This window comes from Pseudomonas sp. Sample_20 (assembly GCF_004307585.1).
Lineage (GTDB): Bacteria > Pseudomonadota > Gammaproteobacteria > Pseudomonadales > Pseudomonadaceae > Aquipseudomonas > Aquipseudomonas atacamensis.
Genome location: NZ_RCOA01000089.1, coordinates 52,833 through 75,868 on the forward strand (window position 1 = coordinate 52,833; position 23,036 = coordinate 75,868).

Annotated in this window: 18 protein-coding genes; 11 read left to right on the forward strand and 7 right to left on the reverse strand. The window is 60.6% G+C overall.

What is annotated here, in order from left to right:
- Positions 1–226 precede the first annotated feature (226 nt).
- Positions 227–1,354 carry a branched-chain amino acid ABC transporter substrate-binding protein gene (locus D8U70_RS18920; RefSeq protein ID WP_130929502.1) on the reverse strand — a complete coding sequence of 376 codons (1,128 nt, stop codon included), beginning with the start codon at positions 1,352–1,354 and terminating at the stop codon, positions 227–229.
- A 351-nt stretch (positions 1,355–1,705) separates the two neighbouring features.
- On the opposite strand from D8U70_RS18920, the gene D8U70_RS18925 reads away from it, so the two are divergent.
- The gene (locus D8U70_RS18925; protein WP_016771353.1) at positions 1,706–2,011 is read left to right on the forward strand and encodes a DUF2288 domain-containing protein; all 306 of its coding nucleotides are present in this window, start codon (positions 1,706–1,708) and stop codon (positions 2,009–2,011) included.
- Between the two features lie 282 nt (positions 2,012–2,293).
- Here the strand turns inward: D8U70_RS18925 and D8U70_RS18930 are convergent, their stop codons facing one another.
- Complete coding sequence (locus D8U70_RS18930; RefSeq protein WP_110645957.1) at positions 2,294–4,492, reverse strand: hypothetical protein; 2,199 nt, start codon at positions 4,490–4,492, stop codon at positions 2,294–2,296.
- A 196-nt stretch (positions 4,493–4,688) separates the two neighbouring features.
- On the opposite strand from D8U70_RS18930, the gene D8U70_RS18935 reads away from it, so the two are divergent.
- Positions 4,689–5,585, forward strand: a complete 897-nt coding sequence (locus D8U70_RS18935; protein WP_177433982.1) for an NAD(P)-dependent oxidoreductase — start codon at positions 4,689–4,691, stop codon at positions 5,583–5,585.
- Here the strand turns inward: D8U70_RS18935 and D8U70_RS18940 are convergent.
- Positions 5,476–7,758 (reverse strand): EAL domain-containing protein, encoded by a 2,283-nt coding sequence (locus D8U70_RS18940; RefSeq protein WP_130929503.1) that lies wholly within the window; start codon positions 7,756–7,758, stop codon positions 5,476–5,478. The genes D8U70_RS18935 and D8U70_RS18940 overlap by 110 nt on opposite strands.
- 150 nt (positions 7,759–7,908) lie before the next feature.
- On the reverse strand, positions 7,909–8,277 hold the full coding sequence (locus D8U70_RS18945; RefSeq protein WP_125925258.1) for a YkgJ family cysteine cluster protein: 369 nt from the start codon (positions 8,275–8,277) through the stop codon (positions 7,909–7,911).
- Positions 8,278–8,578: 301 nt separating this feature from the next.
- Here D8U70_RS18945 and D8U70_RS18950 point away from each other — a divergent pair, with 301 nt between their 5' ends.
- A complete protein-coding gene (locus D8U70_RS18950; protein WP_073475856.1) occupies positions 8,579–9,928 on the forward strand; it encodes an MFS transporter in 1,350 nt (449 codons plus the stop codon).
- Between the two features lie 110 nt (positions 9,929–10,038).
- Here the strand turns inward: D8U70_RS18950 and rapA are convergent, their stop codons facing one another.
- Positions 10,039–12,885 carry an RNA polymerase-associated protein RapA gene (gene rapA, locus D8U70_RS18955; RefSeq protein WP_041478023.1) on the reverse strand — a complete coding sequence of 949 codons (2,847 nt, stop codon included), beginning with the start codon at positions 12,883–12,885 and terminating at the stop codon, positions 10,039–10,041.
- A gap of 252 nt (positions 12,886–13,137) precedes the next feature.
- Between rapA and D8U70_RS18960 the strand changes: the two genes are divergently transcribed.
- The 3 genes from D8U70_RS18960 to ccoM all read left to right on the forward strand — a co-directional run bounded on the left by D8U70_RS18960 (position 13,138) and on the right by ccoM (position 14,008).
- Positions 13,138–13,479 carry a hypothetical protein gene (locus D8U70_RS18960; RefSeq protein WP_024011931.1) on the forward strand — a complete coding sequence of 114 codons (342 nt, stop codon included), beginning with the start codon at positions 13,138–13,140 and terminating at the stop codon, positions 13,477–13,479.
- Between the two features lie 94 nt (positions 13,480–13,573).
- Positions 13,574–13,735, forward strand: a complete 162-nt coding sequence (locus D8U70_RS27760) for a hypothetical protein (RefSeq protein ID WP_016771347.1) — start codon at positions 13,574–13,576, stop codon at positions 13,733–13,735.
- Positions 13,736–13,894: 159 nt separating this feature from the next.
- Positions 13,895–14,008: a cytochrome c oxidase subunit CcoM gene (gene ccoM, locus D8U70_RS28125; protein WP_016771346.1), complete on the forward strand. Its 114-nt coding sequence runs from the start codon at positions 13,895–13,897 to the stop codon at positions 14,006–14,008.
- A gap of 735 nt (positions 14,009–14,743) precedes the next feature.
- Here the strand turns inward: ccoM and D8U70_RS18965 are convergent.
- Both D8U70_RS18965 and D8U70_RS18970 read right to left on the reverse strand, forming a co-directional pair.
- Complete coding sequence (locus D8U70_RS18965; protein WP_016771345.1) at positions 14,744–16,219, reverse strand: inorganic phosphate transporter; 1,476 nt, start codon at positions 16,217–16,219, stop codon at positions 14,744–14,746.
- 370 nt (positions 16,220–16,589) lie between these two features.
- On the reverse strand, positions 16,590–16,790 hold the full coding sequence (locus D8U70_RS18970; protein WP_008080067.1) for a hypothetical protein: 201 nt from the start codon (positions 16,788–16,790) through the stop codon (positions 16,590–16,592).
- Between the two features lie 631 nt (positions 16,791–17,421).
- Here D8U70_RS18970 and pcaR point away from each other — a divergent pair.
- The 5 genes from pcaR (at position 17,422) to pcaF (ending at position 23,017) form a co-directional block, all read left to right on the forward strand.
- Positions 17,422–18,264 (forward strand): pca regulon transcriptional regulator PcaR, encoded by an 843-nt coding sequence (gene pcaR / locus D8U70_RS18975; protein WP_016771343.1) that lies wholly within the window; start codon positions 17,422–17,424, stop codon positions 18,262–18,264.
- A 293-nt stretch (positions 18,265–18,557) separates the two neighbouring features.
- On the forward strand, positions 18,558–19,904 hold the full coding sequence (locus D8U70_RS18980; protein ID WP_130929504.1) for an MFS transporter: 1,347 nt from the start codon (positions 18,558–18,560) through the stop codon (positions 19,902–19,904).
- Between the two features lie 274 nt (positions 19,905–20,178).
- On the forward strand, positions 20,179–21,036 hold the full coding sequence (locus D8U70_RS18985; protein WP_130929505.1) for a CoA transferase subunit A: 858 nt from the start codon (positions 20,179–20,181) through the stop codon (positions 21,034–21,036).
- Positions 21,036–21,815, forward strand: coding sequence for a CoA-transferase subunit beta (locus tag D8U70_RS18990; RefSeq protein ID WP_071174622.1), 780 nt, complete (start codon positions 21,036–21,038; stop codon positions 21,813–21,815). The genes D8U70_RS18985 and D8U70_RS18990 overlap by 1 nt, the downstream gene beginning before the upstream one ends.
- Positions 21,812–23,017 carry a 3-oxoadipyl-CoA thiolase gene (pcaF, locus tag D8U70_RS18995; RefSeq protein WP_177433983.1) on the forward strand — a complete coding sequence of 402 codons (1,206 nt, stop codon included), beginning with the start codon at positions 21,812–21,814 and terminating at the stop codon, positions 23,015–23,017. Before D8U70_RS18990 ends, pcaF begins: the two co-directional genes overlap by 4 nt.
- The last annotated feature ends 19 nt before the right edge of the window (positions 23,018–23,036 follow it).

Here is a 23,036-nt window from a genome sequence, read left to right on the forward strand (position 1 = left end):
AGCGCTCCTAAAAACCTGTACGCATTTCACTGGTGGAGTCATTTTCCCGCCCGGCCCCGTGGATCTCTATCCACTTCGAATCCGGGTTTTGCCAGCGAACCGCTGATGACGGTTTTGAGATTTTCAGGTGGGCAGACTGGCGGATCACGCCAGCGCGGCCCATACATTCGCAAAACAAAGCCCACGGCACGCCGTGGGCTTTATTGGCAGTCAGTCGGGCAAGGCCTTACTGAGGCGAAACTTCGGTTTTAGGTTTGCCGTTGTGCCACTCGTACACGACAAATTTGAAGTCCTTCAGGTCGCCTTTGTCGTCGAAGCTCAGGTCGCCGGTCGGGGTCTTGAACGAACCGGCGTGGATCGCTTCAGCCACTTTGGTCGCGTCTTCGGACTTGGCCGCCTTGATGCCTTCGGCAATCACGGTCACTGCCGAGTAGGACGGGAACACGAACGGACCGCTCGGATCTTCCTTCTTGGCCTTGAACGCGTCAGCCAGGGCAACGTTGGCCGGATCCTGGTCGAAGGATTTCGGCAGGGTCACCAGCAGGCCTTCGGACGCGTCCTTGGCGATCTGGGTGATCGAGTCGTTACCCACGCCTTCCGGACCCATGAAGCGGGCTTTCAGGCCTTTTTCCTGAGCCTGACGCAGGATCAGACCCAGCTCCGGGTGGTAGCCGCCGTAGTAGACGAAGTCGACGCCGGCTTGCTTGAGCTTGGCGATGATGGCGGAGAAGTCTTTGTCGCCGGCGTTGACGCCTTCGAAGACGGCAACCTTGGTGCCTTTCTTCTCGAGGGTCGATTTCACCGCGGTGGCAATGCCTTCACCGTACTGCTGTTTGTCGTGCAATACGCCAACGACTTTCGGTTTCACGTGATCGGCGATGTAGTTGCCGGCGGCAGGGCCTTGGGCGCTGTCGAGACCGATGGTACGGAAGATCATTTTGTAGCCACGGGCGGTGATGTCCGGGCTGGTGGCAGCCGGGGTGATCATGATCACGCCTTCGTCTTCGTAGATGTCCGAAGCTGGCTGGGTGGAGCTGGAGCACAGGTGACCGACCACGAACTTGACGCCGTCGTTGACGACCTTGTTCGCTACCGCTACCGCTTGTTTCGGATCGCAGGCATCGTCGTATTCAACGGCTTCGAGTTTCTTGCCGTCGACGCCGCCCTTGGCGTTGATCTGCTCGATGGCCATTTTCGCGCCACTGAACTGCATGTCGCCGTACTGGGCTACTGGACCGGTTTTAGGACCGGCGATACCGATTTTGATGGTGTCAGCTGCGAACGAATGGCTGGCAACCCCGGCCAGAACCATAGTGGCAAACAGTTTGGAAATCTGCTTAGTAGCCTTAGTCATAGTGCTCCACTCTTACTGTTGTATTTTTTAGAGTTCTGGCGCCGTAGCAGCAGAACCGGGTCAGATATCTTTGCGATACCCTCCGGAAAATGCCCCGGCAACTGTACCGGTACAGTGTAGAGCGCCGCTTGATCAACTGGGAAGCGGGCGCCACGGGGCAAAACTTGGGGGTGTCGCATTTTTGAATGAAAGAGACAGAATTGCGGCGGGGCAATCGGGGGCATATATCCCAAAAGGCAGCATTCCCTGGCGTTCCTGCTCTTTTCGTTCGGTGCAGCGATTTGCAACCGGGTTTTTCTGACGGACCACCGACGTTATCATTCGCGTCGATTTCTTTTCCGGACAGCTCCCATGAATCAAGAACCTAGCACCCTCTATGCCAAGCTGCTTGGTGAAACGGCATCTATTACCTGGAAAGAGCTGGAGCCGTTCTTCGCCAAGGGTGCCCTATTGTGGGTCGACCCTGACCTCGATTTGATCGCCGCCGCCGAGGCCGTGGCCTCGGATGAAGGCGAGAAAGTCGCGGCCTGGCTGGCCGACGACAAGGTCGCCAAGCTGTCTGAAACGCGGGCGCTGGATATTTTCGAACGTGATCCGCAGCTGTGGGCCGTGGTGGTTTCGCCGTGGATTCTGATCCAGGAAAGGGCGGCCGTTTAATTGCCTGCACCCTTTTGGTGCCTCGATTGCCGCACCGCAAGTGTGTAGCGGAGTAGCGTGATAGCACCTTGCCGTGGAGAAATGCCACGCCTCACGGTGACGTAAACGTAACGGGAACAGTTTCTAGAGCGGCCTGAGGGCCGCTTAATTGTTTCTGGATGTTCGTAAGCTGAATTTGTCGGTGAGGTTGAGGGCGCCTTCGCGAGCAGGCTCGCTCCCACACCGGAATGCACTTTCCTGTGGGAGCGAGCCTGCTCGCGAATGGGGCGACTCGGTGCCAGATCAGACCGAGTAAGTCTTCCCGGTATGATTATTCAGCGAAATCACCTTGGTCTTGCCAATCCGGTGGCGGTAGATCTCGCGCAGGTACTTGATCGACTTCTTCACGCAATCACGTGACAGGCGAATGTCATTGATCGAGACGAACTTGTCCTTGTCGTTGATCAACTCACGGTATTTCTTCTCGTACATCGGTTTGATCGCGTACCAGTTGGTATCGAGGATCTTCGCCGGGTTCTCGAATTCGTTGAGCAGGTCGTCGATCCGCTCCTCGTCGAAGTCTTCCTGAATGATGAAGTCGAGAATCGAGTTATCCAGCGTCTCGTCGAAACGGTACGGATTCTTCGCGAAGCAGCGCTTGATGAACGCCACGATCAAGGTCAGAAAATCGTCCGACAGGCATGGGCTCTTGGCGATCAGGGTGGTCAGCGACAGGTTGGCCGAAGCGCCGATTACCAGCGCATAGCGCTTGAGGGTGGTGTTGGGGAACAGGCTGTTGAGGTGGGTCTTCAACCGGTTCAGATCCATGTACGACAGTTTGTAGTCTTTTGGCAGCGACACGATCGACACCACCGACGAGCAATTCTTGAAGAAGTGCAGGTCGTGCAGCGCGGCGGCGTCGTAGCCGGAATTCTTGTACTGCTCAAGCGAAGCGCGATAACGCTTGGATTCGATCGGCAGCAGGCTGATGCCTTCGATGGCCTGAGTGACCTTGTTGAAGTGCGGCAGGTCGATCGAACGGAAGAACAGGTCGTCGATGTTCAGGCGCTGCGGCTCTTTATCGAAGACCTTGAACTTGTCGCTGCTCGGCGGCGGGGTTTCCGGCACTACCGATTCGGCGTAGGCAATCGCCACCGGGCCGGCCAGACTCATGAACAGGTCGTTGGCATCCAGGCGGATGGTTTCGCCGATGTCGATGCCGGCGCGGCGGAAGTAGTTCTGGTCGTAGTCAGTGGTGACTGCCTGCGCCGTCAGAATATTGAAGATCTGCTGCGAGATGTACTGGTTGGCGTGCTTCTCCATGGCATTGACATCAATGTTCTGGATGTTGCCATCATCGCTTTCTTCGGCGTAACGCATGATGTCGTTGGAGATCAGCATCATCGCGTTCCACGGGCGGATACGTCCCATCACGCTGGCTTCGCTGCTGTCTTCATTGGCGAAGTTGTAGGAGAAATCCCATTCCTCCGACAGGTATTTGCACAGCAGGCGCCCGGCGTTGATGTGCAGCGCCTCGGACATTTCGCTGCGGTGGTCGGAAATGTTCGGCAGCACGCATATGCCGCTGGTGAAGATCGGCTCGAACACAAACGAATGGCCGCTCTTGCCGTCATGCTCGTCCATCGGCTTGGTGTCGAAGGTCTTGTTCATGTACGAGTGCTGCTGGGCCAGACCGAACTCCGAGGCCATGCCCGAACCGGTACCGCCGCCGGCACTGAAGATCGAGAAATACAGGCGCGACTGGTTGGCCTTGATCCCGCAGCTGTCGATCAGGTACGAGTGGATCATTTTCCAGTCGGGGCTGGAGAAGCGCTGGGTGTCCTTGTTGAGGATGATCTTCGCCAGGTACTGGCCGAGGATCGGCGCGTTACCGGCGCCACCGGCGTGGACTTCGGACAAGTCCATGATCTTCATTTTGCTGTAGTCGCGCAGGAAGCCGCTTTTCTCGCCCTTGCGCGAGAAACGGATGCGCCCGGCGATGTCCTTGTCGAGGTCGCCCAGCATCACCAGCGGTTCGACCAGAAACACCGGTTTGGTCGATTTGCTGGTGCCGATGCGCAGATTGTTCTTGATCCACTGCGCCGGGCTGTAGCCCTTGTCCGCCAGGCGCCGGTCGCTCGGGCGGTCTTCGTTGTTGAATTCGTTGAGGTAGAACTTGCGCGCGTTGTACACCAGCTCCGCCACGTCGAGGGCGATGTTGGAGCCGCAGCGACCGAGGCCGATCAGGCACACCGAGGGGAATTCCTGGTCGTTGTGCTGCTCGTTGTCGCCTTCCTGATGCGCCGGGCGCGGGAACACCGAATCGCGCAGGCCGTCGAGGTTATCGAGGATGCGGTCGGTGTTGGTTTCGGTGAAGTACAGGTATTGCTGGGTCGACAGCGGGCGCGCGGGCGGCGTCGGTCTGGATAATGACGCGCTGTTCGCGGCGGGGCTCAGGGTCAGATCGGCTGTTGCACTGGCGGGGTTGTTTTTAGAGGTCATGGTGCGCCATTTACCTGGACTGGGTTGGCCCGCCGAACAGTGCCGGCGAACCTCACGGAATAAGATCTCGCGTCTTGTGCGCGCGAATACGGCCCGGGCGTCGTAGTGCTGGCTGGTCTGATCGCCGGGCGGAATCCTTTCCTGATCGTTGATGAATCGGCCATGATTCGGTGATCTTTAATCGAAAAGAGGCGAAATGATGTCAACGCTACCTTCGTTGGGGTTTGCCGGAATCGGCCTGATGGGCCTGCCCATGTGCCGGCGTCTGCTGGCGGCGGGTTACCCGCTGACAGTGTGGAACCGCAACCCGGACAAGTGTGCACCGCTGGTTGCGGCCGGCGCCCGACAGGTATCGAGCCCGGCTGACCTGTGCGCACACGCCGACATCGTCATGCTGTGTCTGGCCGATACCGCCGTGGTGCGTGAAGTGGTGTTTGGCACTGGCGGCATCGCCGAAGGGGCGAAAAAAGGCCAGCTATTGGTGGATTTCTCCAGTCTTGAACCGACCGCGACTCGCGAGATGGCCGCAGCGCTGGCCGAGAAACGCGGCATGGGCTGGCTTGACTCCCCGGTGTCCGGCGGTGTGGCCGGCGCCGAGGCCGGCAGTCTGGCGATCATGGTCGGTGGTGCAGCGGCAGATCTTGAGCGCGTGCGCCCGGTGCTGCTCAGCCTCGGTCAGCGCGTCACGCACATGGGCGGCATTGGCGCCGGCCAGGTGACCAAGGCCTGCAACCAGATGATCGTCGCGTGTAATGCGCTGGTGATTGCCGAAGTGGTGGCATTGGCCGAGCAGGCGGGGGTCGATGCCAGTCTGATCGCCGAGGCGCTGGCCGGTGGCTTTGCCGATTCCAAGCCGTTGCAGATCCTTGCCCCGCAAATGGCCGAAAGCCGTTTCGAACCGATCAAGTGGCACGTGCGCACGCTGCTCAAGGATCTCGACGCGGCGGTGAAATTTTCCCGCGAGCAGGGCTCGGCGACGCCAATCAGCGGATTGGCCGCACAATTGATGCGCCTGCATGGGGCGCAAGGCTTTTTAGCGAAGGATCCAGCGACGCTGGTGCAAATGTATCGCGCGCCAGACTCAACGGATTGACCCCGAGGACGGGTTTGCGCTGGTTGATTTCATCGAGCACCGCGCGCAATTCGTCCAGCGGCACCGGGCGGCTGAGCAGATAACCCTGAATGAAGTCGCAGCCCGAACGCTCGAGAAACTCGTATTGCTCCAGGCTCTCGACGCCCTCGGTAACCACCTGCAGATGCAGGGTGTGGGCCATGACGATGATCGCCTGGACGATCTCCATGTCCGCCGTGGCGGTGGGGATGTCGAGGATGAACGAGCGGTCGATTTTCAGGGTGTTCAGCGGCAGGCGCTTGAGGTAGGCCAGCGACGAATAGCCGGTGCCGAAATCATCGATCGACAGCGACACACCGAGGGCGCGGATCTGCCGCAGCAGCACCAGAGTGTCGGCGATATTGCCCATCAAGGCGTTTTCGGTGACCTCCAGTTCCAGGCGTTCCGGGGCAACGCCCGCCGTGTGCAAGGCGTGCTCGATCTCCTCGGCCAGCTCTTCGCGCGCCAGATTCAGCGGCGAGCAGTTCCAGGCGATTTTCAATTCGGCACAACCATGCCGCGACAACTCGCCGAGATCCTTGCAGGCGCGGCGCAGCACCCAGTTGTCCAGTTCGGCGATCAGACCATTGTTCTCGGCGATACCGATGAAGCGATCCGGTGTGAGCAAACCGTGAACCGGATGCTGCCAGCGAATCAGCGCCTCGAGCTTGGTCACGCGTCCGGTTTTCACTTCGAAGATCGGCTGGTAGTAGAGCATCAGCGCGTGGTCTTGCCGTAGCGCACTGCGCAGTTCTTCTTCCAGTTGCAGCTCGAAACTGGCGCGGGTCTTCAGGCTGGAATTGAAGAAGTGCAAACCGTTGCGCCCGGCGCCCTTGGATTGGTACAAGGCCAGGTCGGCATGCTTGAGCAGCTCTTCGCAAGTGGTGCCGTCTTCGGGGAACAGGCTGATGCCGATGCTGGTGGTCATCACCATGCGCCGGCCGGCCAGTTCGATCGGCTCTTTCATCTTGTGCATGATGCGCTGCGCCATACCGCGCGCCTCTTCGCGGTCGCGCAGGCTGATGAGGATGCAGAACTCGTCGCCGCCAAATCGCGCGACCACGTCTTCGTGGCTGCGCACCGAGCTCTTGATGTGCTGGGCGATGACTTTGAGCAGCGCGTCACCGGCGTCATGGCCGAGGCTGTCGTTGATGCGCTTGAAGTGGTCGATGTCGAGAAACATCACCGCGAGCATGCCGCCCTCGCTGGTTTTCTGGCTGAGTTTTTCGGCGAACATCTGGTTGAATCCACGGCGGTTGATCAGATTGGTCAGCGCGTCGTAATTGGCCGCTTGCTGCAAAGACATGCGCGCCTGATCGAGTTGGCTGAGCAAGGCGTTGACCCGGCGCAGGTCGTTTTCCTTGTTCTGCAGCTTTTTGTCGGCGAGGGCGGCGCTGATCGCACTGCCGAGAATCAACAGGATGATCAGGGCTACGGTCAGGCCCAGTTGCAGATGGCCGGTGTCGCCGCCGCTCGCTGCCAGAGCGCCTTCGGGAAGCACCAGATCCAGCGCAGCCATGCCGGTGAAGTGCATGCTGATGATGCCGGCGCCGAGAATCAGCGCCGCGCTGTACTTGAGCAATTGATGCGCCACGCCACTGCCTTCGCTCAAATAGCGCGCCACCCACAGCGCGGCGAAACTGGCGCCGATGGCAATCAGCACCGACAGCGCGAACAGCCCCGGCTGGTAGTAGGCGGTGGCGCTCGACTTCATCGCTGCCATGCCGACGTAATGCATGCCAGCGATGCCCAAACCGATGACACATGCGGTCTTCAGGCAATGCAACGCGCTCGGCTGCACCTCACTGAGGGTATGCATGGCCAGCCACGAGGCGAGCAGGGCGATCAGCAACGACAAGAGGGTGATGCCGAGGTCGTACTGAATATCGATGGGGGTCTGGAAGGCCAGCATGCCGATGAAGTGCATGGCCCAGATGCCGCCGGCCAGGCAGGTCGCGCCGATCCAGCGCCAGATTCGCCGCGACCCCGGATCTTCGGCATGCACCAGGCGCTCTGCCATGTCCAGGGTGGCGAAACTCGCCGCGCAGGCGACCAGATAGGCCACCATCACCAACAAAGGGTTGTGGCTGCAATCGAGGAGAATCTGCCCGCTCGCCGGCAGCTCGGCAACAAAATGCAAACCAAGCCACTCCATAGCGTGCCCCGTCTCGGATTCATCTGGCCCTTGCGTCAATCAACGCAGGCGAATGAAAGCAGTATAGAGGCGGTTTTCCGGCTGCAAGCCGTAGTGGCACATTGGTGGTAATGATTTTGCCATTAGCCTCATAGCGATTCGCGCTAAGGCTCAGGCAATGCGCTCCAGCGGCAGGTCGTTCCAGTGTGGCGGCAAGGGCGGCAGGCCGTGGGCGGCGCGGGCCTTGTCGCAGTCGGGATTGTGCTCGCCGTTCTCCCACGACGCCTCGAACTCGCGGCAGGTGCTCGAACGTTTGTCATAGATCGTGCAGGCCACGGCGCTGCCGACTTCACCCGCCAGAGACATGCAACGCGCCGGTTTGCGATCGGTGCCGATCATTGCCACCCGGCTCGGGGTGATCTGCGCGACCAGTTCATCGGGCACCGTCCCGCCAGCGGATGAGCACTCACCCCAGAAAAAAGACACGCGAAAGTGGGAACAGCAGGCACCGCAATTCAGACACGGACTGGCTTCGGACATGGGCGGGGGTATCAAAGGGATTGATCGGAAGATCCGGACGGATCCGGCCGCCATTCTAGGCTTTGCCATGGCGTTGGGAAGGGGGGCGCGAAACTATTTTTTTGTCGCCGGATTTTGCCGCGAAAGCCCCGTATGGCGGGGGATTCCAGACTTATCAAGGGCTTACGTTTCGTTACAGTGCGATGGGTCGATATCAGGCTGACGAATGATGACAGACAGCCCCCGCGCGGCTGACTAGATTGCAGGTTCCGGGCTCGACGCGCTGGCAGTGAAGCCCTCATAACAATAAAGAGACGGACCCATGCAGAACTCGACCCAAGCGGCGAATGCCTGGCGCATTCTGTTCCTGCTGTTCCTCGCCAACCTGTTCAATTTCTTCGACCGCACCATCCCGGCGATCATCATCGAACCGATCCGCATGGAATGGCACCTCAGCGACTTTCAGCTGGGCATCATCGGCACCGCGTTCACCATCGTTTACGCGATTGCCGGCCTGCCACTCGGGCGCATGGCCGACACCGGTTCACGCAGCAAACTGATGGGCTGGGGCCTGGCCACCTGGAGTGCGCTGACTGCGGTCAACGGCATGGTCGGCAGTTTCTGGAGTTTCCTCATCGTGCGCATGGGCATTGGCATCGGCGAAGCCAGTTACGCACCAGCGGCCAACTCGCTGATCGGCGATCTGTTTCCGGCGCACCGTCGGGCGCGGGCGATGGGTATTTTCATGCTTGGCCTGCCGCTGGGGCTGCTGCTGGCGTTCTTCACCATCGGCGCGATGGTCAAGGCGTTCGACAGCTGGCGTGCGCCGTTCTTCATCGCCGCCGTGCCGGGGCTGATCCTCGCGGTGTTCATGTTCTTCATCAAAGAGCCGAAACGCGGCGCAGCGGAAACCGTGCAGGTCTCGCAAGAGAAAGTCGACAAACCGATCCGCCGCGTCCTTGCCGTGCCGACCTTCCTGTGGCTGGTGATGGCCGGGCTGTGCTTCAACTTCGCGACCTATGCCTGCAACTCGTTTCTGGTGCCGATGCTGCAGCGCTATTTCCTCATGCCGTTGCAGGAGGCGGCGGTGGCCACCGGCGTGATCGTCGGCGTCACCGGACTGGTCGGGCTGACCCTCGGCGGCTGGATTGCCGACAAGATTCATCAGCGTTTCGCCAGTGGGCGGCTGCTGTTTGCCGCGTTCAGTCTGATCATTTCGACCCTGTGTACGGCGTGGGCGCTGCATGCCGGGCGCATCGAGATCGGTGTGTTCGTCGCGGTGTTCAGCGTCGGCTGGCTGTTCGCCTACAACTTCTACACCTGCGTGTACACGGCGATTCAGGACGTCGTCGAACCACGCCTGCGGGCCACGGCGATGGCGTTGTTCTTCGCCGGTCTGTATCTGCTCGGCGGCGGGTTGGGGCCGGTGGTGGTGGGTGGGCTGTCGGATCACTTCGCGCATACGGCGATGCTGGCGGCGGGGGCTGAGCAGATGACCGAAGCGTTCAAGGCTGTCGGCCTGCATGACGCGATGTACCTGATCCCGGTGGCGCTGTTCCTGACGATGGTCTTTCTGTTTCTGGCATCGCGGTGTTTTGTTCGCGATGCGCAGCGGATGAAGGAGGGGTTGGTGGCGGTGGTTGAGCCAGAAATTTCTGCGGCGACTGCCTGACCGTTTTCGCGAGCAGGCTCGCTCCCACATGATCGTTCCCACGCAGAGCGTGGGAACGATCGGCCCGCATCACTGCGGGCCTCTTGGTTTTCAGCGGTGGAGCGGGGCGGTTAACCCGCTACCAGCACCCGAATCGCTTCCAGGCGCAGCGCCGCTTTGTCGAGCATCGCCAGACCTTGCTCACGCTGAGTGCGCAACGCCTCCAGTTCGCTGTCGCGCACGGTCGGGTTGACCGCTTGCAAGGCGGTCAGGCGCGCCAGTTCTTCGTCGGTGTCGGCGGCCAGACGACGGCGCGCTTCGGCCACACGTTCGGCGTGACGCGGGGCGATCTTTTCTTCGCCGGCGTTGATCCGTGGCGTCAGCTGATCGCGCTGGGCCTGGATGAACTTGTTGGCGCTGGCCCGTGGCACGCTTTCCAGCTGATCGTTGAGGGTTTCGAACGACACCCGTGGCGACAGGTCATTACCATTGGCATCGAGCAGGCAACGCAGCGCCGCCGGTGGCAGGTAGCGACCCAGTTGCAGCGAGCGCGGTGCAACCACTTCGCTGACGTAGAGCAATTCGAGCAACACAGTGCCCGGCTTCAACGCCTTGTTCTTGATCAGCGCGACGGCGGTGTTGCCCATCGAACCGGACAGCACCAGATCCATGCCGCCCTGCACCATCGGGTGTTCCCAAGTGATGAACTGCATGTCTTCGCGCGACAGCGCCTGATTGCGGTCGTAGGTGATGGTCACGCCTTCGTCGTCGCCCAGCGGGAAACTGGCGTCGAGCATCTTCTCGCTCGGCTTGAGGATCAGGGCGTTTTCCGAATGGTCTTCGCTGTCGATGCCGAAGGCGTCGAACAGGGTTTCCATGTAGATCGGCAGGGCGAACTGGTCGTCCTGCTCGAGGATCGCTTCTACCAGCGCTTCACCCTCGCCAGCGCCACCGGAGTTGAGTTCCAGCAGACGGTCGCGGCCAGTGTGCAGCTCGGCTTCGAGACGTTCACGCTCGGCGCGTGCTTCGTCGATCAGCGCTTGCCACTCGCCGTCATCGGCTTCTTCGAGCAGCGGCAGCAGGCGCGGGCCGAACTGATGCTGCAAGGCGTTGCCGGTCGGGCAGGTGTTGAGGAAGGCGTTGAGCGCTTCGTGGTACCACTGGAACAGGCGCTCTTGCGGGCTGGTTTCCAGGTACGGCACGTGCAGTTCGATGATGTGCTTCTGGCCGATCCGGTCAAGACGGCCGATGCGCTGCTCGAGCAGGTCCGGGTGCGACGGCAGATCGAACAGCACCAGGTGGTGAGCGAACTGGAAGTTGCGACCCTCACTGCCGATCTCCGAGCAGATCAGCACCTGCGCGCCGAATTCTTCGTCGGCGAAGTAGGCGGCGGCGCGGTCACGCTCGAGGATGTTCATGCCTTCGTGGAACACCGTGGCCGGGATGCCGGAACGCACGCGCAACGCGTCTTCCAGGTCCATCGCGGTTTCGGCGTGGGCGCAGATCACCAGCACTTTGGTGCGCTTGAGCATTTTCAGCTGATCGATCAGCCACTCGACGCGCGGATCGAATTTCCACCAGCGCTCTTCTTCACTGGCTTCCGGCTGCGCCTGGAAGCTGACTTCCGGGTACAGCTCGGCGTGTTCGCCCAGCGGCAGTTCGAGGTATTCGTCGGGGCACGGCAGTGGATACGGATGCAGTTTGCGCTCCGGGAAACCCTGCACGGCGGCGCGGGTGTTGCGGAACAGCACGCGGCCGGTGCCGTGGCGATCGAGCAGCTCACGCACGAGGCGGGCGCTGGCTTCAGTATCACCATCGTTGACGGCGGTGAGCAGGGCTTCGCCTTCGTTGCCGAGGAAACCGTGAATGGTCTTGTGCGCTTCGGCGGAGAGACGGCCCTTGTCGAGCAGTTCCTGCACCGCTTCGGCGACCGGGCGATAGTTATCGCTCTCGGCGCGGAACGCGGCCAGGTCGTGGAAACGGTTCGGGTCGAGCAGGCGCAGACGGGCGAAGTGGCTGTCCTGACCGAGTTGTTCCGGGGTGGCGGTGAGCAGCAGCACGCCGGGGATGACTTCGGCCAGTTGCTCGACCAGCGAATACTCCGCGCTGGCCTTGTCTTCATGCCAGACCAGGTGGTGCGCTTCGTCGACCACCATCAGGTCCCAACCGGCAGCGAACAAGGCGTCCTGTGCCTTCTCGTCGTCGACCAGCCACTCCAGCGCGACCAGCGCCAGTTGCGTGTCTTCGAACGGGTTGGTGGCATCGCTTTCGATAAAGCGTTCTTCGTCGAACAGCGCGACCTGCAGATTGAATCGGCGGCGCATCTCCACCAGCCACTGATGCTGAAGGTTTTCCGGGACCAGGATCAGCACGCGGTTGGCGCGGCCCGAGAGCAGTTGGCGATGGATGACCAGACCGGCTTCGATGGTTTTACCCAGACCTACTTCGTCCGCCAGCAATACGCGCGGGGCGATACGGTCGGCGACTTCGCGGGCGATGTGCAGCTGGTGCGCGATCGGTTGCGCACGCACGCCACCCAGGCCCCACAGCGAGGACTGCAACTGGCGGCTGGTGTGTTCAAGGGTGTTGTAGCGCAGGGAGAACCACGGCAGCGGGTCGATCTGTCCGGCGAACAGGCGGTCGCTGGCCAGACGGAACTGAATGAAGTTCGACAGCTGGGTTTCCGGCAGGGTGACGACTTCGTTCTGCCCGTTGAGGCCGTGATAGACCATCAGCCCGTCGACGTCGTCGACCTGCTGGACGGTCATCTTCCAGCCTTCGAAATGGGTGATGGAGTCGCCCGGCGAAAACCGCACGCGGGTCAGGGGCGCATTCCGTAGCGCGTACTGGCGGGTTTCGCCAGTGGCCGGGTAAAGCACGGTCAGCAAGCGGCCGTCCTGTGCCAGAACGGTGCCTAAACCAAGCTCTGCTTCGCTGTCACTGATCCAGCGTTGCCCCGGTTGATACTGCTGCGCCATGCTGCCTGACTCCCACCTTGAAAAAGCGGGCTATCTTAACGGAATGCGGGCTTCAGGCCAAAGAAATACTGGGGTAGGAGCTGCCGCAGGCTGCGATCTTTTGATCTGTGGGAACACTTCGGTTTTGCGTTGTCCCATAAGAGATCGCAGCCTTCGGCAGCTCCAACAGGTGCCAAGCGCATCACAAGTTTGCGACAGGCGGCTCAAGGCGCCTGCGCCCCAGCCGATAGCCTGCAGACAGGAGACCTTTATATGTTGCCACCGATGCTCCCCTTGAGCGCCGTGCCGATCACTTCCCAGCAGGATCCGATCCGCCAGCGGCCGGACATCCCGCCGGTGGTGCCGGTGCAGGAAAGCTCCAACGAAAGCACGATCGATCTGCAGAAGCGTGATCCGGAAGAGGATCGTCTGCTGGCGCGCGAAGAACAGCGTCGTCAACAGGAACGTGACCGCCGACGCCGCGAGGCGGATGAAGATCCTGAAGAGCATCTGGCCGTGCCGGGTACCGAGTTGAATGCCGACAACACCGTGCCGGTGGTGCCGTTGATAGACGATCAGCCGCGTCAGGGGCTGTGGGTCGATATCGAGATTTGAGCAGTGACTGGTCAGCGCCTGCGCCAAGCGGCATGATTGGCGCAATCCTGCCGGTGACGGCAGCTGTGATCTCTTCTGCGATGTGCCGGACGCCATGAGCCAAGACGACAAACTGATCGACCTCAGCACTGAACGCGCCAAGCGTGTGCATGACCTCAACGAGAAGCGCCTGAACGAAGTGCGCCAGGCTTTCGAGCAGGCGATGCCGTTGGGAAAAGCCAAGAAAAAGTCGAAGAACAAGCCGAAAAAGCGTTGATCTCCCGCTGCATTGGTTGATGCAGATCAGTTATTTCCCCTCCTTTATTTCCCAACGTTGCGGATATTGATCCTGGTCAATATGTGCGCCTGTGTGTTTGTTAATTTGAATCCATCGCAGCAAAGCAAAGCAAAGCAAAGCAGGGCCGGGAGGTCAGTCATGTTTTTCGATAACGTGGTGTTTGCCGGAGTTCTCACGGTGGGGCTCATGGTGCTGTTTTTTGCAGGGTTTGGATTTTTTATCTGGAAGGATGCGCATAAGCGGCGCAAGTGAGTTCTTCTGGATTGATGGGCACGCAAGGCATTTTGGGGCGACTTCGGTTGCCCCTTTTTTTTGCCTTGGCGGCCTTGGCGGCCTTTGGGCCGACCAGGCTGTTGGGGTTTTGGGTGAATATCCGTTGCTTCGGGTGTGGCGGCTGGCGGTTTCGCCCTTACGGCGAGTCACTTTTTCAGACGCCAAAAAGTAACCAAAACGCTAGCTCCTGCGTTCGGCCCTCGCAGGCTCGGGTCCCTTCGCTCCGGGACTGATCCGGGCGCAGCGGCTCCGGTTTGCTTCGCTGCACCTCCTTCCGCTGTGTCTGGCTGCGCCAGACGGTCGCTGCGCTCCCACGCCCGGATCAATCCCTCCACTCAGCCTTCCGACGTCGCCGGTGGATCAAGATCAAGAGCAGGCGAGCTGACACTCGGCCTATTGAGTGGTGAAAAGCGTGGGTGTTCGGCTTTTGATTTGCATTGTTGCTGCCCCTCACCCCAGCCCTCTCCCGAGGGAGAGGGGGCCGATTTGTGTGGTGTTCAAAACCTGCATCGACTCGGTATCTCAGGTCGGCGTACTTCGATTAAACACCTCGGTCAGTTCCCTCTCCCTCCGGGAGAGGGCTAGGGTGAGGGGCTCTTGATCTGGCTTTTGCTTTGGCTTTGATCTTTTGCCCCTTCGGCAGACTTTTTTGCCCCAATAACAAAAAAGGCGTGATCCTCACGAATCACGCCTTTTCCAATCAACAGCTAACGATCAACTACCCAATGCCTTCGAGGCCAACCAGAACAACCCGGCCGACAGCGCCACAGTCGCCGGCAGGGTCAACACCCAGGCCAGCAGAATAGTCTTCACCGTACCACCTTGCAGGCCGCTTTTGTTGGCAACCATGGTCCCGGCAACACCCGAAGACAACACATGAGTGGTCGACACTGGCAGGCTGAAGATGTTGGCCATGCCGATCAAACTGGCGGTGGTGATCTGCGCCGACATGCCCTGGGAATAGGTCATGCCCTGCTTGCCGATCTTCTCGCCAATGGTTAGCACTACGCGCTTCCAGCCGACCATGGTGCCCAGGCCCAGTGCCAGGGCGACCGCCAGAATCACCCAGAACGGCGCGTATTCAGTGGTGGTGGTCAGGTCTTTGCGCAGCTTGTCGAGGTCAGCCTTTTCACGGGCTTCAAGGCCAGGCAATTTGCCGACTTTCTTCGCCGTGTCGTCCAGGCAGAGCAGGTAGCGACGCACTTCGATGCGGCTGTCCGACGACAGCGAATGGTAGTCCGCTACACCTTTAAGGGTGTGCAGCAGGGCGGTGATGGTCGGTTCGGTCTGCTGCGGGTTGCAGCGGAATTTCTCCGGCAGGTCGCCTTCCACGCTCTTGCCCAAGGCCAGGAATTCACCCAGCGAATCGGCGTTGCGCTGGTAGAACTGGCTCAAGTGCAAGGTTGCGTCGCGGGTGCGTTCGATCTGGTAGGTGGTGCTGTTCAGATCGAGTACGAACTGCGCCGGGACGATACCGATCAGCACCAGCATGATCAGGCCGATGCCTTTCTGGCCGTCGTTGGAACCGTGCACGAAGCTTACGGCCATGGCCGAGATCACCAAGACCAGACGGTTCCAGAACGGTGGGTGCTTTTTGTCGTCGATCTTGCGGCGCTGTTCCGGTGTCTTGTGCATCTTCGACAGCGGGCGCCACCATTTCAGGCCGATCAGCACCAGTGCGGCGATGAGGAAGCCGGCCATCGGCGAGAACACCAGCGAGGCGCCGATGTCGATCGCTTTCTGCCAGTTCACGCCATCTCTCAACGGAATGTCGTTGATCAGCGCGTTGGCCAGGCCGACACCGAGGATCGAGCCGATCAGGGTGTGCGAGCTGGAAGCCGGGATACCGAAGTACCAGGTGCCCAGGTTCCAGGCGATTGCCGCGGCGAGCAACGAGAACACCATCGCCAGGCCATGGCCGGTGTTCACATTGATCAGCAGCTCAACCGGCAGCAAGTGGACGATGGCATACGCCACGCCAACGCCGCCAAGCAGCACGCCGAGGAAATTGAACACACCGGAAAAGAACACCGCCAGGTGTGGCGGCATGGCTTTGGTGTAGATAACAGTGGCTACCGCGTTAGCGGTGTCATGAAATCCATTGATGAACTCGAAGGCGAGGACAAACGTCAGGGCGAGCAAGAGGCTCACAAGCACCCAAGCATCCAGTCCGCTGAATAAATCGATCATGAAGGTTTTCTGACCCGGTCGTAAGGGGGCGCGATTATGCCAGAAAAGACAGGAAATCGATGCCCCGTCTGCTCACTGGTCACACCCTTCTTCGATTTAATTTGTTGCAGGGCGTGAAAACCAAGCAGCACGCAGGGTTTTTCAACTACTTGATTTTATTGAATAAACTATATTTTCGAGGCGTTTTTTCAGACATCGCAAAGGCTCAAACGCTTGTCTGAAATATCTCTGAAACCTGTGGGACGCTCGTTCATAAGCCGCAAAACAGCGATGCAGCCGCTGCCCGCGGTTAACGGGCGCGCGAGGTGTCGTCTTCCACCGCGCTGTGGCTCAGGCGGACGCCGACTTTCGAATGCTCAACCGCCGTGGCTCATGGCTCTTCGGCTTTGAGTTCCTTTTCGATCTTTTCGATTTCCTGCTTGAACACCTGATCCTGAACAGTAGGGCGCTTGCGCCATGCCTTGCGTTCCGGTTCCGGCTGAGCGGCGTAGGTGGTGACTTCCCCGCCGTAAACTTCCTTGTAACGTTGTTCCTGGCGCTCTAGTTCCGCGCGCAGTTCGTCTTTTGTCACGGTGCTACCTGTATGAGTTGAATTGAATATCCGGTGAAACACACTGCAACGAGTCAATTGCGCGCCCCCGCCAGTCATCCACAGCCCGATCGGGCGCGGAGACATTGCAGAGGCGATCAAGACTTCCGTGTTACAGGCGGCTACGGCACCAGATAAAAACTGACGCAGCATCAGTTTCCTGTTTCAGCGAGCGCTGGCGTTGCATGTGTGATGGGCGGCGGGCGCTGGCCGGAGCTGAGACGAAGGACCTCGTTTCAGCAAGTCGCGGGCTTTTGATTAAAGCGCCGCGACTAGGGTGCATTATAGCGGCCGATTCGGGAATGACTATCTTTGCCAAGTTAAAAACGGTTCTGAATGTGTGATGGTTTTGTTGCTGGCAACTTTTGCCGCTAGTTAGGTGTAAAGACAGCGTTATAGAACAGGCGTTCTGTTTTTGGCGCCATTAACTAGAACAACTAAGTTGCGAGCAGAATCGCTAAAGCTGCCTCAAGGATGAAGAGGAGGGCGGGGCACTGGATTGCGATTATCGGTCGGCGGTTCGATAATCGCCCAATGTTGGCGCCCCGGTGCTTGTGCATCGCGCGGCGAGCCGTTTGACTAGGCATCGATGCGTGCCGGACAAGGACAAGAAATGAACGATCAAATGCGCAACTCCTTCACCTCGGTGGCGCCGCCCATCGTCGCCTCGCCGGCCAAGCGCATTCAGGCGCTGACCGGTGATCCTGATTTCATGACTTCCCTGGCCCGCGGTCTGGCGGTGGTGCAAGCGTTTCAGGAACGCAAACGCCACCTGACCATCGCGCAGATAAGTCATCGCACGGAAATCCCCCGCGCCGCCGTGCGCCGTTGCCTGCATACGTTGATCAAGCTCGGCTACGCCACCACCGACGGGCGCACCTATTCGCTGCTGCCGAAAGTGCTGACCCTCGGCCACGCCTATCTGTCCTCGACACCGCTGGCCGTCTCCGCCCAACCGTATCTCGACCGAATGAGCGAGCAACTGCACGAAGCCTGCAACATGGCGACGCTGGAGGGCGATGACATTCTCTATATCGCGCGTTCGGCGACCACTCAGCGATTGATCTCGGTCGACCTTTCCGTCGGCGGGCGTCTCCCTGCCTATTGCACGTCGATGGGGCGCATTCTATTGGCCGCGCTGGACGACACCTCCCTTGGCGAATACCTCGACCATGCAGAACTCGTGGCCAAGACCAGCCGCACCATTCATACCCCGGACGCGTTGCTCGAATGTTTGCAGCAGGTGCGGCAGCAGGGCTGGTGCATTGTCGATCAGGAACTGGAACAGGGGCTGCGCTCGATCGCTGTGCCGGTGTACGACGCCTCCGGGCAAGTGGTCGCCGCGCTAAATGTCAGCACCCATGCCGGGCGGGTCAGTCGCGCCGAGCTGGAGCAGCGCTTCTTGCCCGGCCTGCTCAGCGCCAGTCGCGACCTCAGTGCGCAGTTGTTCGCCTGAGGAAGCTGTTCGATAAACGCACAGTGTTGCGTTTATCGAATTGACGCTAAAACCCTCGGATCATTAATGTCGCGGCAGCGTCATCCGGCGCTGATGTAAATGAGCTCGCCGGACTGTCGACCCCATAATAATGACAAGAGGCAACTCACCATGCGCTCGCTCCCCGACTGTCTGTATCCCGCCCGTTGTTGCCGGGTTCACCGCAACGCCTGATTACAACCTTCTATTCTTGTGACCGTGCCTTCCTTTGGCCGGCCGCCGTTCGACTGCGTTTTTTGCGTGGAATAAAAATAATGAACCAGCCTCAGTCCGCTGTGGGTAACTGCCTCGATGTGCAGACCTTCATCAACGCCCAACCGATCTCGCGCTATCAGTGGCGGGTGGTGATCCTGTGTTTCCTGATCGTATTTCTCGACGGCCTCGACACCGCCGCCATGGGCTTCATCGCCCCGGCGCTGTCGCAAGACTGGGGCATTGATCGCGCCAGCCTAGGCCCGGTGATGAGTGCTGCGCTGATCGGCATGGTCTTCGGCGCGCTCGGATCCGGCCCTTTGGCTGACCGCTTCGGGCGCAAAGTCGTACTCGTCGGCGCGGTGATTCTGTTCGGCGGCTTCAGCCTGGCCTCGGCGTACAGCACCAACGTCGAACAACTGCTGGTGTTGCGCTTCCTGACCGGCCTCGGTCTCGGTGCGGGCATGCCCAACGCCACGACGCTGCTGTCGGAATACACACCCGAGCGCAAGAAGTCGCTGCTGGTGACCAGCATGTTCTGCGGCTTCAACCTCGGCATGGCCGGCGGCGGTTTCATCTCGGCAAAACTGATCCCGGCGTTCGGCTGGCACGCGCTGTTGATGATCGGCGGGATCCTGCCGTTGATCCTCGCCGTGGTATTGGTGTTCTGGCTGCCGGAATCGGCGCGCTACCTGGTGGTGCGCAACCGTGGCACCGACAAAGTACGCAAGACCCTGGCACCGATAGATCCGGTTACCGTTGCCCAGGCTAGGAGCTTCAGCGTGCCGGAACAGAAAACCGTCAAGGCGCGTAATGTCTTTGCGGTGATCTTCTCCGGCACTTACAGCACCGGCACGCTGCTGTTGTGGCTGACTTATTTCATGGGCCTGGTGATCGTCTACCTGCTGACCAGTTGGCTGCCGACGCTGATGCGCGACAGCGGCGCGAGTATGGAACAGGCCGCGTTCATCGGTGCGTTGTTCCAGTTTGGCGGCGTGTTGAGCGCGGTCGGGGTGGGCTGGGCGATGGACCGCTTCAATCCGCACAAGGTCATCGGCATTTTCTACCTGCTGGCCGGGGTGTTTGCCTACGCCGTGGGGCAGAGCCTGGGCAACATCACCTTGCTGGCGACGTTGGTGCTGGTGGCAGGCATGTGCGTCAACGGCGCGCAATCGGCGATGCCGTCATTGGCGGCACGCTTCTACCCGACTCAAGGCCGCGCGACCGGTGTGTCGTGGATGCTCGGCATCGGCCGCTTCGGCGCGATTCTTGGCGCGTGGATGGGCGCAACCTTGCTCGGCCTGGGCTGGAATTTCGAGCAAGTGCTGACCGCACTGGTGATCCCGGCGGGGTTGGCGACGGCGGCGGTGCTGATCAAAGGCATGGTCAGTCATGCGGATGCGACCTGAGGCAGACCCACGATCGTTCCCACGCTCCGCGTGGGAATGCCTCAACGGACGCTCTGCGTTCGGCTGTACAGGGACGCGGAGCGTCCCCGGCTGCATTCCCAAGCGGAGCGTGGGAACGATCATTAGGGAAGCAACAATCCGTTCGATAAACGAACACTCAGTCGATTATCGGATTGTTTGGCGAATTTCCCGAGCTTAATCTTCAGTGACTCCGGCGCTGAACCTCGCGCCTTTTTATCACTGGCGATTCCTTACAAGAACAGGAGCCCGCTCCATGGCTGAGATCCTTTCGCTGCACGACGCGGTGAAGCAATTCGTCAACGACGGCGACACCGTCGCCCTCGAAGGCTTCACTCACCTGATCCCTACGGCAGCGGGTCATGAAATCATTCGTCAAGGCAAGAAAGATCTGACGCTGGTGCGGATGACGCCTGACCTGATCTACGACCAACTGATCGGCGCCGGTTGCGCGCGCAAACTGATTTTCTCCTGGGGCGGCAACCCGGGCGTGGGCTCGCTGCACCGTTTGCGTGACGCGGTCGAAAAGCAGTGGCCGCATCCGCTGGAAATCGAAGAACACAGCCACGCCGACCTCGCCAACGCCTACGTCGCCGGCGCGTCCGGCCTGCCGTTCGCGGTGCTGCGTGCCTACGCCGGCTCCGACCTGCCGAAGGTCAATCCGCTGATCAAAACCGTGACCTGCCCGTTCACCGGCGAAATGCTGGCGGCAGTGCCATCGGTGCGCCCGGACGTCACCGTGATTCACGCGCAGAAGGCCGACCGCAAAGGCAACGTGTTGCTCTGGGGCATTCTCGGTGTGCAGAAAGAAGCCGCGCTGGCGGCCAAGCGCTGCATCGTCACCGTGGAAGAAATCGTCGACGATCTCAACGCACCGATGAACGCTTGCGTACTGCCGACCTGGGCCTTGAGCGCGGTCTGCCATGTGCCGGGTGGTGCGCATCCGTCCTACGCTCACGGTTACACCGAGCGTGACAATCGTTTCTATCAGGCGTGGGACCCGATCGCTCGCGACCGTGAGACGTTTACCGCGTGGATCAACGAATACATCCATGGCTGCGCTGACTTCAGCGAATTCCAGGCCAAATTGGCCGCTGCTTCGGAGGCCAAGTAATGACTTACACCACCAATGAAATGATGACCGTCGCGGCGGCCCGGCGCCTGAAGAACGGCTCGGTATGTTTCGTCGGCATCGGCCTGCCATCGAAAGCCGCCAACCTCGCGCGGCTGACTTCATCGCCAGACGTAGTGCTGATCTACGAATCCGGCCCGATTGGCGCCAAGCCGAGCGTACTGCCTCTGTCGATCGGTGACGGCGAGTTGGCCGAGACCGCCGACACCGTGGTGCCGACCGGTGAGATTTTTCGCTATTGGTTGCAGGGCGGGCGCATTGACGTCGGTTTCCTCGGCGCCGCGCAGGTTGACCGTTTCGGCAACATCAACACCACCGTGGTCGGCGACTACCACGCGCCAAAAGTGCGCCTGCCGGGTGCTGGTGGCGCGCCGGAGATCGCCGGTTCGGCGAAAAGCGTGCTGATCATCCTTAAACAGTCGGCGCGGTCGTTTGTCGACAAACTCGACTTCATCACCTCGGTCGGTCACGGCGAAGGTGGCGATTCGCGTAAACGTCTGGGCCTGCCGGGCGCCGGGCCGGTGGGCATCATCACCGACCTGTGCATCATGGAACCGGAGGAGGGCACCCACGAATTCGTGGTCACTGCGCTGCATCCGGGCGTGAGCCGCGAGCAAGTGGTTGCCGCCACCGGTTGGGCGATTCGTTTTGCCGACTCCGTTGAAACCACCGCTGAGCCGACCGAAGTCGAGCTGACGGCGCTGCGTGATCTTGAAGCGCGCACCGCTGCCGCCCACGGTCAGGCACCGGGAGAAGCATGATGCGTGATGTGTATATCTGCGACGCAATTCGCACCCCCATTGGCCGCTTCGGTGGCGCACTGTCCGCCGTGCGCGCCGATGACCTGGCCGCCGTGCCGATCAAGGCCCTGATGGAGCGCAATCCATCGGTGGACTGGAACGTCGTCGATGAAGTGTTCCTCGGCTGCGCCAACCAGGCCGGCGAAGACAACCGCAACGTTGCGCGCATGGCGCTGCTGCTGGCGGGGCTGCCGGACAGCGTGCCGGGCGTTACGCTCAATCGTCTCTGCGCTTCGGGCATGGACGCGATTGGCACCGCATTCCGTGCGATCGCCAGCGGCGAAATGGAGCTGGCGATTGCCGGCGGCGTCGAGTCGATGTCCCGCGCGCCGTTCGTGATGGGCAAGGCCGACGCGGCGTTCTCGCGCAACATGAAGCTGGAAGACACCACCATCGGCTGGCGTTTCATCAACCCGCTGATGAAAGCGCAGTACGGCGTCGATGCCATGCCGCAGACTGCTGACAACGTTGCCGACGACTACAAGGTTTCGCGCGCAGATCAGGACGCCTTTGCTCTGCGCAGTCAGCAACGTACCGCCGCCGCGCAGGCTGCCGGTTACTTCGCTGAAGAAATCGTCGAAGTGCGCATCGCCCACAAAAAGGGCGAAACCGTGGTCAGCGAGGACGAACATCCGCGCGCCGACACCACGATCGAAGCACTGGCCAAGCTGAAACCGGTCAACGGCGCGGACAAAACCGTTACTGCCGGCAATGCCTCCGGGGTCAACGATGGTGCTGCTGCGCTGATTCTGGCTTCGGCCGAAGCGGTGAAAAAACACGGCCTGACCGCCCGCGCAAAAGTGCTCGGCATGGCCAGCGCCGGTGTCGCGCCGCGAGTGATGGGCATCGGCCCGGTGCCGGCGGTGCGCAAACTGACCGAGCGCCTCGGCGTGGCGGTCAGCGATTTCGACGTGATCGAACTCAACGAAGCGTTTGCCAGCCAGGGCCTCGCGGTATTGCGCGAGTTGGGCCTGGCCGACGATGCGCCGCAGGTCAACCCGAATGGCGGCGCGATTGCCCTCGGTCACCCGTTGGGCATGAGCGGTGCGCGGCTGGTGCTGACCGCCCTGCATCATCTGGAAAAGACTGGCGGCAAGAAAGGTCTGGCGACCATGTGCGTCGGTGTTGGCCAGGGTCTGGCCCTGGCCATCGAACGTGTCTGACGCACTGCGGCACTTACAA

Excerpts from the sequence above, each read along its gene's own strand:
- D8U70_RS18920 (WP_130929502.1), bottom strand. The coding sequence starts at position 1,354 with ATGACTAAGGCTACTAAGCAGATTTCCAAACTGTTTGCCACTATGGTT.
- D8U70_RS18925 (WP_016771353.1), top strand. The coding sequence starts at position 1,706 with ATGAATCAAGAACCTAGCACCCTCTATGCCAAGCTGCTTGGTGAAACG.
- D8U70_RS18930 (WP_110645957.1), bottom strand. The coding sequence starts at position 4,492 with ATGACCTCTAAAAACAACCCCGCCAGTGCAACAGCCGATCTGACCCTG.
- D8U70_RS18935 (WP_177433982.1), top strand. The coding sequence starts at position 4,689 with ATGATGTCAACGCTACCTTCGTTGGGGTTTGCCGGAATCGGCCTGATG.
- D8U70_RS18940 (WP_130929503.1), bottom strand. The coding sequence starts at position 7,758 with ATGGAGTGGCTTGGTTTGCATTTTGTTGCCGAGCTGCCGGCGAGCGGG.
- D8U70_RS18945 (WP_125925258.1), bottom strand. The coding sequence starts at position 8,277 with ATGTCCGAAGCCAGTCCGTGTCTGAATTGCGGTGCCTGCTGTTCCCAC.
- D8U70_RS18950 (WP_073475856.1), top strand. The coding sequence starts at position 8,579 with ATGCAGAACTCGACCCAAGCGGCGAATGCCTGGCGCATTCTGTTCCTG.
- rapA (WP_041478023.1), bottom strand. The coding sequence starts at position 12,885 with ATGGCGCAGCAGTATCAACCGGGGCAACGCTGGATCAGTGACAGCGAA.
- D8U70_RS18960 (WP_024011931.1), top strand. The coding sequence starts at position 13,138 with ATGTTGCCACCGATGCTCCCCTTGAGCGCCGTGCCGATCACTTCCCAG.
- D8U70_RS27760 (WP_016771347.1), top strand. The coding sequence starts at position 13,574 with ATGAGCCAAGACGACAAACTGATCGACCTCAGCACTGAACGCGCCAAG.
- ccoM (WP_016771346.1), top strand. The coding sequence starts at position 13,895 with ATGTTTTTCGATAACGTGGTGTTTGCCGGAGTTCTCACGGTGGGGCTC.
- D8U70_RS18965 (WP_016771345.1), bottom strand. The coding sequence starts at position 16,219 with ATGATCGATTTATTCAGCGGACTGGATGCTTGGGTGCTTGTGAGCCTC.
- pcaR (WP_016771343.1), top strand. The coding sequence starts at position 17,422 with ATGAACGATCAAATGCGCAACTCCTTCACCTCGGTGGCGCCGCCCATC.
- D8U70_RS18980 (WP_130929504.1), top strand. The coding sequence starts at position 18,558 with ATGAACCAGCCTCAGTCCGCTGTGGGTAACTGCCTCGATGTGCAGACC.
- D8U70_RS18985 (WP_130929505.1), top strand. The coding sequence starts at position 20,179 with ATGGCTGAGATCCTTTCGCTGCACGACGCGGTGAAGCAATTCGTCAAC.
- D8U70_RS18990 (WP_071174622.1), top strand. The coding sequence starts at position 21,036 with ATGACTTACACCACCAATGAAATGATGACCGTCGCGGCGGCCCGGCGC.
- pcaF (WP_177433983.1), top strand. The coding sequence starts at position 21,812 with ATGATGCGTGATGTGTATATCTGCGACGCAATTCGCACCCCCATTGGC.